Consider the following 14,042-nt stretch of genomic DNA (forward strand, 5'->3'; position numbering starts at 1 on the left):
CGTTGTAACACTTAATTATATAGTTCAACAATGCCACCAAAGGTTGATGAGTTAAAGAAAGTTCTGTGCGTTCATCTGTATGATGACTTTAGTGGATCATCCAAAGTGATGGCACAATCAATTGACGCGTTACATCGACACGGTCACAGCATTCTCACGCTCGTTGGCTCATACGGCGCCACCGGATTTATCAGGGAGTTTCACCCAGTAGTTTTGTTTAATTACTCTTTCGGCGGCTCAAAGTTCCGAATGTTGTTCTCCTTTGCTGCAGCGCAGTTTCGACTATTTCTCGCTACATGCAAATATTGTCGCTCGTGGAAGCCGAACGTTGTATATGCAAACACCGTACTGCCGGCCGGTGCCGTCATAGCGGCTGTGCTTTGTCGGGTCCCAGTTGTTGTACACATGCATGAGGTAGGCCTAGGCACTCCGACTCTATTTCACATGTTGATCCGGGTCGTCCACTGGGGGGCCGACCGCGTGATATGCGTATCAAATTACGTCGCGATAAATCTACCTCTAAACAGAGAAAAAATGGTCGTAGTTTATAACGCTTTACCACAGAAGGATCGCGAAATGGCCAATCGGATTGCTGCGCAGAATCTTGAAATTGGGCCTCATCAACCATTCACAGTGCTGATGGCTTGCTCTCTTAAATGGTACAAAGGCATCGACTCGTTCATAGAAGCGTCACGACGACTGAAAAATGCAGGCATCCGTTTCAAACTCGTAATCAACTGTGAGTTGCAGGAATTCGAGAATTTCATTTCATCTCAATACCTACCGGATAACTTAGAGCTCGTCAGGCGTCCAACTTCCGTGTATGAACATTATCGCGACGCAGGGCTGGTCGTCAATCTTAGTCATCGTGAAGCCTGTGTCGAGTCATTCGGTCTCACTCTGCTAGAGGCGATGGCGTGTGGTATTCCAGTTATTGCACCTCAGGTCGGTGGATGCACAGAATTAGTGCGGGACGGTGAAGGTGGTTGGCTCATTGATTCTAAGGATCTTGACGCACTGTGTTCACGCGTAACAGAGCTAGCAAGTAATGGCCAAGCTTGGGCACAAGCGAGTGCTGCAGCAAGCTCTTCCTCAGAGCGCTTTTCTGACGAAGGCTTTGCTCGAGATCTTCATAAAGTCATTCAATGTCTTCTTTGACTAATCTCGCTAAGTGCAAAGAGCCCTGCCATTTTGCGTTTATTGGCAGCGCTGGTATCCCCAACCGCTACGGAGGATTCGAGGCATTTCTCGAGCATTGCGCACCTGTCTTAGCTGCTCAAGGGCATTCTGTTACCGTCACATGCGACAGGTCTCTTTACAACGATAGGGAGGCCAGTTATCGTGGAGTAGTCCGGCTTTTTATCGGTATAAGGGCTAACGGGATTGCTTCAATAATTCATGATCTATGCGCCTTCTTCCGTGTCTATCGTTACACCACGCACATTGTCGTTCTCGGTGTTTCTGGAGGCCCTTGGTTCCCGCTTTGGCGTCTAATGTGCACTTTTTCTGGAAAACGTCTGATTGTTAATATTGACGGCGTAGAGTGGCGACGATCAAAGTTCACTACTTGGCACCGCTGCGCCCTTAGATTTTTCGACGCTTTCGCTCAGATATTCTCCCATGTCGTTGTCTACGATAATGTAGCGCTATTAGATTTTGTCTTACCTTACTGTCGAAGCAAAGCGGTGCAGATCGGCTACCCTGGAGATCATGTCTTGCGTTTTTCCGATTTACAACGTGACAGCAATACAGCCCTCACGATTTGTCGCATAGAGCCAGAGAACCAGATTAATCTTTTGATAGAAGGCGCTTTACTCTCAAAACTCAATATGTACACGGTTGTTGGCAATTGGAATGCGAGCGAGTATGGACGCAAGCTGCGTAACAGATATTCCGCCCACCCTCGGTTGAATCTATTGGACCCAATTTATGATTCAAAGGCCCTAGCTCAGTTGCGCGAGCAATGCGGGCTTTATCTTCATGGACATAGTGTGGGTGGAACAAACCCTTCGTTAGTTGAAATGCTGTTCTACGATTGCGTGATCCTTTGCTTCGACTGCAGCTTTAACCGCGAGACTGCTGGCCATGCGGCTTCATATTTTTCTGATGCTAACGAATTAGCTCGACTAATCGAAGTCACGGACACCACGCCAGACGGACGCGCTGAGCTTCGCAAGCGGTACACGGCGACCAATATAGCTTCTGAGTACGTGGATGCCGCAATAACATGAAATTGTTTTGTTGAAATTTAATCCTACATGTTAATGATAGGCGCTGAATGATATGCAAAGGCGTGCGTACTGGTAGGAGGTTCCGGAACCAGGCTTTATCTCTTTGTTCAAGCGGTGTGCAAGCTGCTAATACCGGTTTATGACAAACCCATGGTGTAAGACCTGTTGAGGACACTATTGCTGAGTGGTATTCGGGATGTGTTCCTCATCAGAACACTGTAGAACACGCCCTGATTCGCCGATCTACATCGCCTGCGCGCTGGCGAGGCAGCTCAACTCCCATCGACGCCGAAGCCCATCGAGCAAACTTGAACTCTAAAAGGTGTCCACGAGTCGTGGCGTGCCTGTCTAGAAGACTTTTGAGTTTGTGAAACAGTTCATCCAACCATGACCAAAATCGCCATAGCCGGTACCGGCTACGTAGGTTTGTCCAACGCCATCTTGCTGGCCCAGCGGCTTGAGGTGGTGGCGCTGGACATCGATGCCGCCAAGGTGGCATTGCTCAACCAGAAGCGCGTACCGATCCAAAATCCCGAGATTGACGAGTACCTGGCGAGCAAGCCGCTGAACTTGCGCGCCACGATGTACAAGCACGATGCCCACGCCGGAGCGGACTTTGTGATCGTCGCCACGCCGACCGACTACGACCCGCAGACCAACACCTTCAACATGCGCCTGGTGGAAGCGGTGGCGCGCGACGTGATGCCGGTCGACCCGCAGGCAGTGATGGTGATCAAGTCCACGGTGCCAGTGGGTTTTACGCAGAAGCTGAAACAGTCACTGGGTTGCGACAACATCATGATCTCGCCAGAATTTCTGCGCGAGGGCAAGGCGCTGTACGACAACCTGTATCCATCCCGCATCGTGGTGGGGGATCGCTCCGAGCGGGGCCAGGCGTTTGCGCAGTTGCTGCGCAAAGGCGCCATCAAGCAAAACGTGCCGGTGCTGCTCACCGACAACACCGAGGCCGAGGCGATCAAGCTGTTTGCCAACACTTTCCTCGCGATGCGGGTGGCCAACTCAACGAGCTGGACACGCGGCAGATCATTGAAGGCGTGTGCCTGGACCCGCGCATTGGCAACCACTACAACAACCCTTCGTTTGGCTCCGGCGGTTATTGCCTGCCCAAAGACACCAAGCAGCTGCTGGCCAACTACAACCAGGTGTCCCAGAGCCTGATGCGCACGATCGTGGATTCGAACTCGACGCGCAAGGACTTTGTGGCCGAAGACATCTTGCGTCGGAACCCGAAGGTGGTGGGGATTCACGGCTTGATCATGAAGGCGGGGTCGGATAGTTTCCGCGCCTCGTCGGTGCAGGGCATCATGAAGCGCATCAAGGCCAAGGGTGTGGAGGTGATCGTGTACGAGCCAGCGCTGGAAGCACTGGACTTTTTTAAGTCGCGCGTGGTGCGCGATCTGGCGGCCTTCAAGGCCGAGGCGGACGTGATCGTGGCGAACCGTTTGACCAACGAGATCCGCGACGTGCAAGACAAGGTGTACACCCGCGACCTGTTTGGTGATGACGCCTGAAAAGGCTTGCCGCCCGCGCTTTGATTCCATTGACCAGAGAGACCACATGTCAACGACCATCCTCCTCACCGGCGGCGCCGGCTACATCGGCAGCCACACCTTCATCGCCCTGCGCGAGGCGGGCTTTGAGCCGGTGATCCTCGACAACTTTGCCAACAGCCATCCGGTGGTGCTGGAGCGGCTGGAGCGCATCTCTGGGCGGCCGGTGTTGCTGGAGCGTGGCGATGTGCTGGACACGGCCTGGGTGGCAGATGTGTTGCGGCGCCATCGGCCGGCGGGCGTGGTGCATTTTGCGGGCGACAAGGCAGTAGGCGAGAGTGTGGCCAAGCCGCTGAAGTACTTTCACAACAACATCGGTGGCGCGGTGAGCCTGCTGCGGGCAATGACCACCGTGTTCGAAGACGGGAGCGCGCCCGCCTTGCCCACGCTGGTGTTCTCCAGCAGCGCCACCGTCTATGGCGACCCGGCTTCGGTGCCTATCCTTGAGAGCTTTCCGCTCAGCCACACCAGCCCCTACGGCCACAGCAAGCTGGTGATTGAAGAAATGCTCGCTTCGCTCAGGCGGGCCAGCCCGGCGTGGCGTGTCGGCGTGCTGCGCTATTTCAACCCAGCGGGCGCGCACCCCAGCGGGCTCATGGGTGAAGACCCGGCCGACATTCCGAACAACCTCATGCCTTTTGTGACGCAGGTGGCGGTGGGCCAGCGGCCGCATGTGAACGTGTTCGGTAACGACTACGCCACGCCCGACGGCACCGGGGTGCGCGACTACATCCACGTGCAAGACCTGGCTGCGGGCCATGTGGCGGCACTGCAGGCTTTGCTCTCCAAGGGCGAGAGCTTCACGGTGAACCTGGGCACGGGCCGGGGCGTGAGCGTGTTGGAGGTGATTCGCGCGGTGGAGCGGGCCTGTGGCAAGACCATTCCCCATGTGTTTGCCCCGCGGCGCGCGGGTGACGTGGCGCAGTGTTACGCCGATGCTTCGCTCGCGAAGCGCCTGCTGGGCTGGGAGGCGAAGTGCTCGCTGGACGAGATGTGCGCCGACGCCTGGCGCTGGCAGAGCGGCAACCCGAACGGGTACCGGGGCTGAGTCCTTGCAGCTCTATGGACTGGCGCGCAGCCTGCTGACCGACCCACTGTTCTGGGTCGTGACCCTGCTGGCAGTTGGCATGCTGCTGGGCACGCGCCGGCCTGCTGGGGGCAGACGCTGGGTCCTGGCGGGCTTGGTGATCCTGGTGTTGCTGGGCTGGCGGCTCCCGTCGAATGCGGTCATGCACCAGCTGGAAACCTGGCATCCCCCTGCCGTTCAGGACCCTTCTGCCTACGCAGGTGTGGTGGTGCTGGGTGGATCTTTCGAAAGCGCGCTGCTGCAGGTCATGCGAGAGAAGGTGCAGCTGAACGCGCATGCCGAGCGCCTGACGGAAGCGGTGGCGCTGGCCAGGGAACACCCGAGCCTGCCCATCGTCTTCACTGGCGGCTGTGTGGACACGGGCGAAGGCTTTGTGGCCGAGGCCGAGCTGGCCCACCGCTTCTTCACCCAAATGGGTCTGGCGCCAGACCGGGTGCAATATGAATCGGCTTCACGCACCACTTTTGAAAACGCTCTGCTGACCGCCCAACTGTCCGGAGTAGACAAGACGCAACCCTGGCTGTTGCTCACTTCAGCTTGGCACATGCCGCGCGCCATGGCGACGTTTCAGACCCAGGGCTGGAACGTGACTCCTTGGCCGGTGGATTTTCGTGGCAGTGAGCAGACACCCTGGACCGCCTATTCGCTGACCCGTGGCGTGCAGCAATGGCAGTTCGCCCTGCACGAGTGCCTGGGACTCTTCGCGTACTGGGTGTCGGGGCGGGCGACGCTGTAGAGATCGCGCCGCGGGCTGCGCGAAGCGAGCGAAAGCCCTGTGCGCACTCCAGACCGCATTTCGCCCAGCCCCCCGCCAACGCCCCTCACCTTCAAGCGACTGGTTTTTTGGGCGGCTCGGCACGCTTTTCTTCCTCGATCATTTCCAGAATTCTTGCGTACTTCTCTGGATAGCGGCCCTGTATCCAACACCCCACTTTCTGAGGTGATGTGTCGGGGCGCCTCTTCTTGCGCGAGCATCGCTTGGGAGAGAAATTTTCTCGCCAGGCAAGCAACTGCTCGGCTCGGGTGGATGAGTCGTTTGCGGGGGAAGGATCGTTCTGCATGACTTGTTTCTCGAAGAAGTTGATGAACGAGACAATCTTCGCGAAATCCAAAGGCGATTGCAAATCTTGCCTAGCCACTACCGATCCCCGCCCGCCAAGACCTTGTTCTGAGGCGAGGCATCGACCGAAGTGGCAGCGACTTGCTCGCGAAGAACGTGCTCTTAGCGGGCGCATAGTGCAGTTAGGCATTGGCCAAAAACGGCCAACTTGCTGCCTCACAAACATGATGCGCCGCAGGCTGGTCGCGGGCTGCAGATGCTGTCACGCCCACCGCAAGAAAACGCTTGGCTGACATGTCCTGACTGTAGTGATTTGATTTAGCTCTGCGGATCGGTGAGACTTTCTCGCAAGCGTTGCGAACAACATCAGCACACCACAGACCACTCATGTTCTCGCCGACCTTGACCCAAGCAACTGTCACAAATGCACTTCTACAGGAGTATTCAACATGGCCATCTTTCACTGCCACGTCAAGTGTTTCAGCCGCAGGAAAGGCGAATCAGGAACTGCGGCTGCCGCATATCGCTCGGGGGAGCGGATCGTCGATATCCGCACTGGCTTTGTTCATGACTTCGGTGGCCGGGGTGGTGTCGCATTGAAGCAATTGTTCTTTCCTGCTGGTGCCCCTGAGTTGTCACGAGGGGCATGCTGGAACCAGGCGGAGGCCGCTGAACGCCGCAAGGATTCCACCGTTGCCCGGGAAGTTCTGGTGTCCCTGCCGCATGAGCTCCCCAGGTTTCAGCAATACATGCTGAGTGTGAAGATGGCCAGATGGATTGTTGACAACTACGCCTGCGTGGTGGATCTGGCTATTCATGAACCAACTGAGTGCAACGACCACCGAAACTTCCACGCTCACATGCTGACATCGACTCGCCGTTTCGGGCCAGACGGCTTCACAAAAAAATGCAGGGAGCTTGATCACATTTCCGATGGCCCCAAAGAGATCCAAAAGATCAGGGAGCAGTGGTGCGAGTTCGTCAACCAGGCGCTCGCCGAGTGCCAGCTTGCGTCGCGCGTCGATCACCGGTCACACGCGACGCTGGGTCGCCTGGAGGTCCCGACCATTGCACAAGGCAGGGGGCCGGGCTCGGAGAAGCGCCGCAAACGCAACCGCATCATCCGCTCACTGAACCGCCGGCTTCTGAAGACCTTCACCCCAGAAGTCTGCGACCAGTTCTCCAGAGTCTTTGAGGAGAATGGGATTGCCTGGCCGTTCGACCCGAATCTTTACCCGCCAACCGCCAACCCCGAGCAGGACCTGGCCGATGACCAGTACCCGCAAGAAGATGTCCAGTGGTGGCGGGACATCCCCCGGGGCTGAGGACCGAACTCGACTGCGCGTGAAGCCCAGGGTCTTTGCCTGGGCACGGACCGTGTGTGCGGATGAATCGCATCATCCCTGGGATCGATCCGACCGAGTCCTGAGCCCCCAGACCGGGCTAGGCTGCTATTTCAACTGCATGCCAGTGGAGCGGGCCGCGAAGAACATGCCCTCGCCGATGCTGGCGCCGAAGCGCTTCGCCAGCCGCAGGCCGAGGTTTTCGCGCTGGGTGTAGTCCACGATGTCTTCGGCTTTCACCACCTCGCGTGCCACGTAGTCCAGGCTGCCCAGGCCGTCGGCCAGACCCAGGTTCACCGCTTGCTGACCGCTCCAGACCAGGCCGCTGAAGGTGTCGGGCGTTTCCTTCAGGCGATCACCGCGGCCTTTCCTGACCACCCCGATGAACTGGGTGTGAATCTCCGTGAGCATGGCCTGGATGTAGGCGCGCTGGGCTTCGTCTTGCGGGCTGAAGGGGTCGAGCATGGCCTTGTTTTCGCCCGCGGTCATGAGCCGGCGCTCGATGCCCAGCTTCTCCATCAGGCCGGTGAAGCCAAAGCCATCCATGAGCACGCCAATGCTGCCCACCAGGCTGGCCTTGTCCACATAGATGCTGTCGGCAGCGGCAGCGATGTAATACGCGGCGGATGCACAGGTCTCTTCGACCACCGCGTACACCTTCTTGTTGTGAAGCGCTTTGAGGCGGGTGATTTCGTCGTTGATGATGCCGGCCTGCACCGGGCTGCCGCCAGGCGAGTCGATCAGCAACACCACCGCCTGCGCGCCTTTGTCTTCGAAGGCGGAGATCAGGGACGCCACGACGTTTTCGGCGCTGGCTTCGGCCCCGGATGCGATCTCACCGCGGATCTCGATCACCGCGGTGTGCGGCGTGGTGATGGGCACGCTCATTGACTCGGCCTTGTAGACGAACCAGATCACAGCGCCAATGATCGCCAGCCAGAGCAGGCGCATGAACATCTTCCAGCGCCGCGCAGCCCGCTGCTCGCTGATCTGGGCCAGCACCAGCTTTTCGATGGTGGCGCGTTCCCAGGTGACGCCGCCCACCCGATCGGGGGAGTTGCTGGTGGAGGGGCCAAAGGTGGGTTCGGTCATGGTGGGTGCTCGTCTGGAAACTAGGCCGGCGATCAGAATGCCAGCGGCTGCAAGTTGTATTGTGACCGCCAGTGCACCACGCCGCCCTGCTCCAGCAGCTCGATCTTGACCAGTCCGCCCCGGCAAGGGCCGCCCGAACAGGCACCGGTGTCGGGCGCGTAAGTGGCGCCATGGGTGGCACACAGCAGCCAGCGGCCGGTGTCGTCAAAGAAACGGTCGGGCTGCCAGTCCATTTCCATCGCCACATGGGCGCAGCGGTTCAGGTAGGCGTGGGCCTGCCCCTGATAGCGCACCGCAAAGGCGCGGCAGGTCTGGCCGCCGTAGACGACATCGAATGACACCGCGCGGCCACCGTTCTGCAAGTCGCCGCTGTTGCACAGGGGGTGCAGGCTGTCGTCGCTGGGGCCAGACATGGTGTTGAAACGGTTTCAGGGCGCTCAGGCGTGGGTGTTGAGCCAGTCGTGCAGTTCGCGCACCGAGTGCGCGACAAAGCGCGGCTTGAGCGCGTGAAACGCGTCGGGCTCGTGCGCACCATAGCTCACGCCCAGGCTGGCGCAGCCGGCGTTGAGCGCCATCTGCAGGTCGTGCGTGGTGTCGCCGATCATGAGGGTGCGTTCGGGCTCAACGCCAAATTCGTGCATGAGCTGATGCAGCATCAGCGGGCTGGGTTTGCCGGCGGTCTCGTCGGCGGTTCGCGAGCCATCGAACATGCCTTTGAGTTCCACGGCGTGCAGGGCTTCGTTCAGACCGGCTCGGCTCTTGCCTGTGGCCACGGTGATCCAATGGTTGCGTTGTTTCAGATCGGCCAGCAGCGGCAACACGCCGTCGAACAAGGCCAGGTCGTGTTGATGCTTGGTGTAATGGTGTTTGTAGCGCTTGCCGAGCTTGGGGTACAGGTTCTGAGGCACATCGGGCGCCACATGAGCGAGCGCCTGCATCAGGCCCATGCCGATCACGTAGCTGGCGTCTTTGTCGTTGGGCACCGTGCCGCCCACATCGCGCACCGCGGCCTGGATGCAACGGGTGATGAGTGCGGTGGAGTCGAACAGGGTGCCATCCCAGTCGAAGGCGATGAGATCAAATTGGCGCGGGCGCATGGTTGGCAGGAAGTGGGACATGCCCAATTATCGGCGCGCGAACCTCAAGCCTGAGCCTACACCCCCTGAGCAGCACAGGCATGGCGACCGCGTCAAGCCGCCCTCAGGGTCTGGGCGTGATGCCGCAAGTGGTCAGCCACAAAGCTGGCGATGAAATAGTAGCCGTGGTCGTAGCCGGCATGCCGGCGCAGGGTCAGCGGCTGAGAGGCAGCGGCGCAAGCGGCCTCGAAGGCCTCCGGGTGCAATTGCTCTTGCAGAAACTTGTCGGCCAGACCCTGGTCGATCAGGATGCCTTCGGGGTATGGCGCCCGGGTCTGTGCGGCCATGAGCAGGCTGGCATCGTGGGCCGCCCAGGTCGACTCGTCCTGACCCAGGTAGCCGGTGAACGCCTTGTGACCCCAGGGGCATTGCGTGGGCGCGCAGATTGGAGCGAAGGCCGACACACTGGCGAACACGCCCGGATGCCGCAGCGCGAGGGTGAGCGCGCCATGGCCGCCCATGGAGTGACCAAACAGCCCCTGGCGCTCCTGGACCAGCCGAAACTCACCCAAGACCGCCGGCAACAGCTCCTTGAGCAGGTAGCTTTCCATGCACCAGTGGCCCGACCAGGGTGACTGGGTGGCGTCGAGGTAAAAGCCAGCCCCCACGCCAAAGTCCCAATGGTGATCCTCGCTGTCCACGCCGGTGTTGCGCGGGCTGGTGTCGGGCGAGAGCAGCGCCAGGCCGAGCTCGGCAGCCATCCGTTGGGCGCCGCCCTTCGTCGCGAAGGTTTCTTCGGTACAGGTCAGGCCGGCCAGGAAAGTGAGCAAGGGCACCTGACTGCCGGCCAGCGCCTGCGGCGGCAGAAACAGGCCAAAGCGCATCGGCAGGCCGATCTCGCTCGACGCATGTTTGTAGAAGCGCTGCACGCCGCCGAAACAGGCGTGTTCGCTGATGAGTTCGAGGCGCTCGAAAGCAATCGGCATCGGGATAGGCTCCAAAAAATAAAAGGCTAAGGCCTGGCCAGCGCGGCAGATCTCACCAGCTCAAGCACCGCGTCGGCAAAGGCCTGCGGCGCTTCCTGCGGCAGGTTGTGGCCCACGCCGGGAATGATGCGATGCGAGCGCGGCCCGCCAAATCGTGGCGCGTGAACCTCGGCCGCGTCGGGCGAGCGCACGCCGTCGTCCACCCCGTCGAAGGTGATGGCGGGCACGGCAATCACGGGTTGCTCGGCCAGGCGGCGCTCAATCTCGGCAAGTGCCGGATCGCCGGGCACCAGGCCAAAGCGGTGGCGGTAAGAGTGGATCACCACGTCAACAAAGTCGGGGTTGTCGAACGCTTCTGCGCTGCGATCAAAGCAGGCGTCGTCGAAGCGCCAGCTGGGCGACCAGAGCTGCCAGAGCAGCCGACAGACGCCGCGCCGCTCGGCCTGCAGCGCCGCTCTGCCGCGCTCACTGTGGAAGTAGTACTGGTACCAGAGCCGGTGTTCGTTGGCCGGCTGGTCGGGCACCATGGCCCGCGCGATGTTCTGGATGTTGTAACTGTTGAGAGACACCAGGCCGCTGCAGCGCTCGGGCCACAGCGCCGCCACCACGCAGGCGGCGCGGCCACCCCAGTCGTAACCCGCCAGCACCGCACGCTGAATGGCCAGCGCGTCCATCAGCGCCAGCAGGTCGGTACCCAATGCCGCCTGCTCGCCGGAGCGCGGCGTGTCGGCGCTCATAAAGCGCGTGCCACCGAAGCCGCGCAGGTAGGGCACGATGACGCGGCAGCCCGCGGCCGCCAGCATCGGCGCCACTTCGACATAGGCATGGATGTCGTAGGGGAAGCCGTGCATGAGCAGCACGGGCGGACCGTCGGCCGGACCGGCAGCGAAGTACGACACGTCGAGCACACCGGCTCTCACCGAGTGCAGGGGCACCATCAACCCGCTCATGGCCGCGGCCTCAGTACAGCACCACGCTGCGGATCGACTCGCCGCGGTGCATCAGGTCGAAGCCTTTGTTGATGTCTTCCAGCGGCATGGTGTGGGTGATGAGATCGTCGATGTTGATCTTGCCCTCCATGTACCAGTCGACGATCCTGGGCACATCGGTGCGGCCGCGCGCGCCGCCAAACGCCGAGCCTTCCCATTTGCGCCCGGTGACGAGCTGAAACGGGCGCGTGCTGATTTCAGCGCCGGCCTCGGCCACGCCGATGATGATGCTTCGGCCCCAGCCTTTGTGGGTGCATTCCAGCGCCTGGCGCATCACCTGGGTGTTGCCAATGCACTCAAACGAGTAGTCGGCGCCACCGTCGGTGAGCTGAACGATGGCGTCCACCACGTTGTCCACTTCTTTCGGGTTGATGAAGTGCGTCATGCCGAACTTCTTCGCCATTTCCTGGCGAGCCGGGTTGATGTCGACGCCAATGATCTTGTCGGCGCCCACCATCTTCGCGCCCTGGATCACGTTCAGTCCGATGCCGCCCAGGCCGAACACCACCACGTTGGCGCCCGCCTCCACCTTGGCGGTGAACAGCACCGCACCGATGCCGGTGGTGACGCCGCAGCCGATGTAGCAGACCTTATCGAACGGAGCGTCTTCGCGGATCTTGGCCAGGGAAATTTCAGGCGCGACGGTGTAGTTGCTGAAGGTGCTGGTGCCCATGTAGTGAAAGATGGGCTTGCCGTCGAGGCTGAAGCGGCTGGTGGCGTCGGGCATCAGGCCCTTGCCCTGGGTGCCGCGAATGAGTTGGCACAGATTGGTCTTGCGGCTGAGGCAGAACTTGCACTGCCGGCATTCCGGCGTGTAGAGCGGAATCACGTGATCGCCCTTTTTGAGCGAAGTCACGCCAGGGCCGACATCGACCACGATGCCCGCGCCCTCGTGGCCGAGGATGGCCGGGAAGATGCCTTCCGGGTCGGCACCGCTGAGCGTGTACTGGTCGGTGTGGCAGATGCCAGTGGCCTTGATCTCGACCAGCACCTCACCGAGCTTCGGACCCTGAAGGTCCACGGTTTCGATGCTGAGGGGCTGGCCTGCTTTCCAGGCGACGGCGGCGCGGGTTTTCATGGATGGAGATCTTGAGAGTTGAACAACTGCTCAAGGGTACCGCAGGAGGAAGACGCTGGAGCGCGAAATCCCTCAACCCATAACTCCGCGGAACTGGACTTGCCAGGCCGCAGGTGTTGCCCCTCGAGGGGTAGCGCGAAACGCTGCGGGGTGAACCAAGTTTCGCCACGGAGCTGGCTTGGCCAGGCCGCCAGCGTTGCCCCCCAGTGGGTGACGGCAAAGCCGTCGGGTGGGTCAGTCCACCCGTGCGCCGTCCCGGAACCATTTTCCGAACAAGGCCCGCTCTTCGTCGGTGAGGCCAGTGGCATTGTTCATGGGCATGAGCTTGCTCACCACCACCTGCTGGTACACCGTTTGCGCGTGCTGCTTGAGGGCCTCGGGCGAATCGAGTCGAACGTTCTTGGAAGCCAGCGCTTCGCCGTGGCACATCACGCAGCGCTGCTCGATCACTGGCTTGAGTGCGGCGTAGTCGACCGTCTCGGGCAGTGCCACCGCCGCCACCGGCGCCGGCCGCAGCCAGACGATCAGCGCGAGCAACACCACCACGCCCACCGCGGCATACGGCCAGGGATGGGCATTGCGGCCGAGCTTGAAGCCGTGACGCAACACGAAAAACTGGCGGATGGCGGCGCCAGCGAACATCATGCCGATCAGGATCAGCCAGTTCTGCGGGTGGACGTAGGTGAAGCTGTAGTGGTTGCTCAGCATGGCGAACAGCACCGGCAGCGTGAAGTAGGTGTTGTGCACGCTGCGCTGCTTGCCGCGCTGGCCGTGGATCGGATCCACCGGTTGGCCAGCCTTGATCTGCGCCACCACGGTGCGCTGGCCCGGGATGATCCAGAAAAACACGTTGGCGCTCATGGCGGTTGCGATCATGGCGCCCACCAGCAGGAAAGCGGCGCGGCCGGCAAACATGTGGGTGGCGGCGTAAGACGCCACACAGACCAGCACCAGCACAAGCGCGCCCACCTTGGAGTCGCCGTTTTCGCTCTGGCCCAGGGTGCGGCAGATGGCGTCGTAAAGCAGCCAGAACACCACCAGAAACGCCAGCGCGGCGGCAATGGCGCCCGCGGGACTCCAGGCCATGACGTTGGGGTCGATCAGGTAGACGCTGGGACTCCACAGGTAGGAGATCAGGAACAGCGCAAAGCCCGAGAGCCAGGTGGAATAGCTCTCCCAGTAGAACCAGTGCAGGTGCTCGGGCAGCTTGGGCGGGGCGCCCGCAAACTTCACCGGGTGGTAAAAGCCGCCGCCGTGCACCGCCCAGAGTTCGCCGCTCACGCCATCTTTCTTCAGCTGCTCGTCCACGGGCGGCGTGAGGCTGCTGTCGAGAAAGACGAAATAAAAGGAAGAGCCGATCCAGGCAATGGCGACGATGACGTGCAGCCAGCGCAACAGCAGATTGGCCCAGTCGAGCAGGTAGGTTTCCATGGCGCCTCCTCAGGACGGCATGACCGTCAGGGATTGCGACTCACCACCGCGGGCGCTCTGAGTCGACTGGGGGCCGCGTATGAGTGAGAGACCAAAGT

16 protein-coding genes are annotated in these 14,042 nt (G+C 60.5%); 8 read left to right on the top strand and 8 right to left on the bottom strand.

Annotated features, from left to right (window positions below):
* The first annotated feature begins 30 nt into the window (after positions 1-30).
* The 7 genes from QUV25_RS00960 to QUV25_RS00980 all read left to right on the top strand — a co-directional run bounded on the left by QUV25_RS00960 (position 31) and on the right by QUV25_RS00980 (position 5,625).
* Positions 31-1,158, top strand: a complete 1,128-nt coding sequence (locus QUV25_RS00960; protein WP_300860669.1) for a glycosyltransferase family 4 protein — start codon at positions 31-33, stop codon at positions 1,156-1,158.
* Positions 1,146-2,231, top strand: coding sequence for a DUF1972 domain-containing protein (locus QUV25_RS00965; RefSeq protein ID WP_300860670.1), 1,086 nt, complete (start codon positions 1,146-1,148; stop codon positions 2,229-2,231). The genes QUV25_RS00960 and QUV25_RS00965 overlap by 13 nt, the downstream gene beginning before the upstream one ends.
* Before the next feature lie 69 nt (positions 2,232-2,300).
* Positions 2,301-2,390, top strand: coding sequence for a hypothetical protein (locus QUV25_RS18235; RefSeq protein ID WP_366945634.1), 90 nt, complete (start codon positions 2,301-2,303; stop codon positions 2,388-2,390).
* A 228-nt stretch (positions 2,391-2,618) separates the two neighbouring features.
* A complete protein-coding gene (locus QUV25_RS00970) occupies positions 2,619-3,410 on the top strand; it encodes a hypothetical protein (protein WP_366945619.1) in 792 nt (263 codons plus the stop codon).
* Positions 3,305-3,763, top strand: coding sequence for a UDP binding domain-containing protein (locus QUV25_RS18240; protein WP_366945635.1), 459 nt, complete (start codon positions 3,305-3,307; stop codon positions 3,761-3,763). Before QUV25_RS00970 ends, QUV25_RS18240 begins: the two co-directional genes overlap by 106 nt.
* 46 nt (positions 3,764-3,809) lie before the next feature.
* Positions 3,810-4,850 carry a UDP-glucose 4-epimerase GalE gene (gene galE, locus QUV25_RS00975; RefSeq protein ID WP_300860671.1) on the top strand — a complete coding sequence of 347 codons (1,041 nt, stop codon included), beginning with the start codon at positions 3,810-3,812 and terminating at the stop codon, positions 4,848-4,850.
* Positions 4,851-4,854: 4 nt separating this feature from the next.
* Positions 4,855-5,625, top strand: coding sequence for a YdcF family protein (locus QUV25_RS00980; RefSeq protein ID WP_300860672.1), 771 nt, complete (start codon positions 4,855-4,857; stop codon positions 5,623-5,625).
* Between the two features lie 91 nt (positions 5,626-5,716).
* Here the strand turns inward: QUV25_RS00980 and QUV25_RS00985 are convergent, their stop codons facing one another.
* On the bottom strand, positions 5,717-6,001 hold the full coding sequence (locus tag QUV25_RS00985) for a hypothetical protein (RefSeq protein ID WP_300860673.1): 285 nt from the start codon (positions 5,999-6,001) through the stop codon (positions 5,717-5,719).
* Positions 6,002-6,398: 397 nt separating this feature from the next.
* On the opposite strand from QUV25_RS00985, the gene QUV25_RS00990 reads away from it, so the two are divergent.
* On the top strand, positions 6,399-7,274 hold the full coding sequence (locus tag QUV25_RS00990; RefSeq protein WP_300860674.1) for a MobA/MobL family protein: 876 nt from the start codon (positions 6,399-6,401) through the stop codon (positions 7,272-7,274).
* A 126-nt stretch (positions 7,275-7,400) separates the two neighbouring features.
* On the opposite strand, the gene QUV25_RS00995 is transcribed toward QUV25_RS00990, so the two are convergent.
* The 7 genes from QUV25_RS00995 to QUV25_RS01025 form a co-directional block, all read right to left on the bottom strand.
* Positions 7,401-8,384 (bottom strand): S49 family peptidase, encoded by a 984-nt coding sequence (locus QUV25_RS00995; protein ID WP_300860675.1) that lies wholly within the window; start codon positions 8,382-8,384, stop codon positions 7,401-7,403.
* A 32-nt stretch (positions 8,385-8,416) separates the two neighbouring features.
* Positions 8,417-8,797 carry a Rieske 2Fe-2S domain-containing protein gene (locus QUV25_RS01000; RefSeq protein WP_300860676.1) on the bottom strand — a complete coding sequence of 127 codons (381 nt, stop codon included), beginning with the start codon at positions 8,795-8,797 and terminating at the stop codon, positions 8,417-8,419.
* A gap of 24 nt (positions 8,798-8,821) precedes the next feature.
* Positions 8,822-9,481, bottom strand: a complete 660-nt coding sequence (locus QUV25_RS01005; RefSeq protein ID WP_300860677.1) for an HAD-IA family hydrolase — start codon at positions 9,479-9,481, stop codon at positions 8,822-8,824.
* A 92-nt stretch (positions 9,482-9,573) separates the two neighbouring features.
* Positions 9,574-10,446, bottom strand: coding sequence for an S-formylglutathione hydrolase (gene fghA / locus QUV25_RS01010; RefSeq protein ID WP_300860678.1), 873 nt, complete (start codon positions 10,444-10,446; stop codon positions 9,574-9,576).
* Between the two features lie 26 nt (positions 10,447-10,472).
* Positions 10,473-11,396 carry an alpha/beta hydrolase gene (locus tag QUV25_RS01015; RefSeq protein ID WP_300860679.1) on the bottom strand — a complete coding sequence of 308 codons (924 nt, stop codon included), beginning with the start codon at positions 11,394-11,396 and terminating at the stop codon, positions 10,473-10,475.
* 10 nt (positions 11,397-11,406) lie between these two features.
* Positions 11,407-12,513, bottom strand: a complete 1,107-nt coding sequence (locus QUV25_RS01020; RefSeq protein WP_300860680.1) for an S-(hydroxymethyl)glutathione dehydrogenase/class III alcohol dehydrogenase — start codon at positions 12,511-12,513, stop codon at positions 11,407-11,409.
* Between the two features lie 234 nt (positions 12,514-12,747).
* Entirely contained in the window at positions 12,748-13,944 is a 1,197-nt protein-coding gene (locus QUV25_RS01025; protein WP_300860681.1) for a urate hydroxylase PuuD, read from the bottom strand.
* Positions 13,945-14,042: the final 98 nt, after the last annotated feature.

It is taken from the genome of Hydrogenophaga sp. (genome assembly GCF_030373245.1).
Lineage (GTDB): Bacteria > Pseudomonadota > Gammaproteobacteria > Burkholderiales > Burkholderiaceae_C > Hydrogenophaga.

Bases quoted from the DNA above. Each gene is read 5' to 3' on its own strand.
- QUV25_RS00960 (WP_300860669.1), top strand. From the start codon at position 31: ATGCCACCAAAGGTTGATGAGTTAAAGAAAGTTCTGTGCGTTCATCTG.
- QUV25_RS00965 (WP_300860670.1), top strand. From the start codon at position 1,146: ATGTCTTCTTTGACTAATCTCGCTAAGTGCAAAGAGCCCTGCCATTTT.
- QUV25_RS00970 (WP_366945619.1), top strand. From the start codon at position 2,619: ATGACCAAAATCGCCATAGCCGGTACCGGCTACGTAGGTTTGTCCAAC.
- galE (WP_300860671.1), top strand. From the start codon at position 3,810: ATGTCAACGACCATCCTCCTCACCGGCGGCGCCGGCTACATCGGCAGC.
- QUV25_RS00990 (WP_300860674.1), top strand. From the start codon at position 6,399: ATGGCCATCTTTCACTGCCACGTCAAGTGTTTCAGCCGCAGGAAAGGC.
- QUV25_RS00995 (WP_300860675.1), bottom strand. From the start codon at position 8,384: ATGACCGAACCCACCTTTGGCCCCTCCACCAGCAACTCCCCCGATCGG.
- QUV25_RS01000 (WP_300860676.1), bottom strand. From the start codon at position 8,797: ATGTCTGGCCCCAGCGACGACAGCCTGCACCCCCTGTGCAACAGCGGC.
- QUV25_RS01005 (WP_300860677.1), bottom strand. From the start codon at position 9,481: ATGCGCCCGCGCCAATTTGATCTCATCGCCTTCGACTGGGATGGCACC.
- fghA (WP_300860678.1), bottom strand. From the start codon at position 10,446: ATGCCGATTGCTTTCGAGCGCCTCGAACTCATCAGCGAACACGCCTGT.
- QUV25_RS01015 (WP_300860679.1), bottom strand. From the start codon at position 11,396: ATGAGCGGGTTGATGGTGCCCCTGCACTCGGTGAGAGCCGGTGTGCTC.
- QUV25_RS01020 (WP_300860680.1), bottom strand. From the start codon at position 12,513: ATGAAAACCCGCGCCGCCGTCGCCTGGAAAGCAGGCCAGCCCCTCAGC.
- QUV25_RS01025 (WP_300860681.1), bottom strand. From the start codon at position 13,944: ATGGAAACCTACCTGCTCGACTGGGCCAATCTGCTGTTGCGCTGGCTG.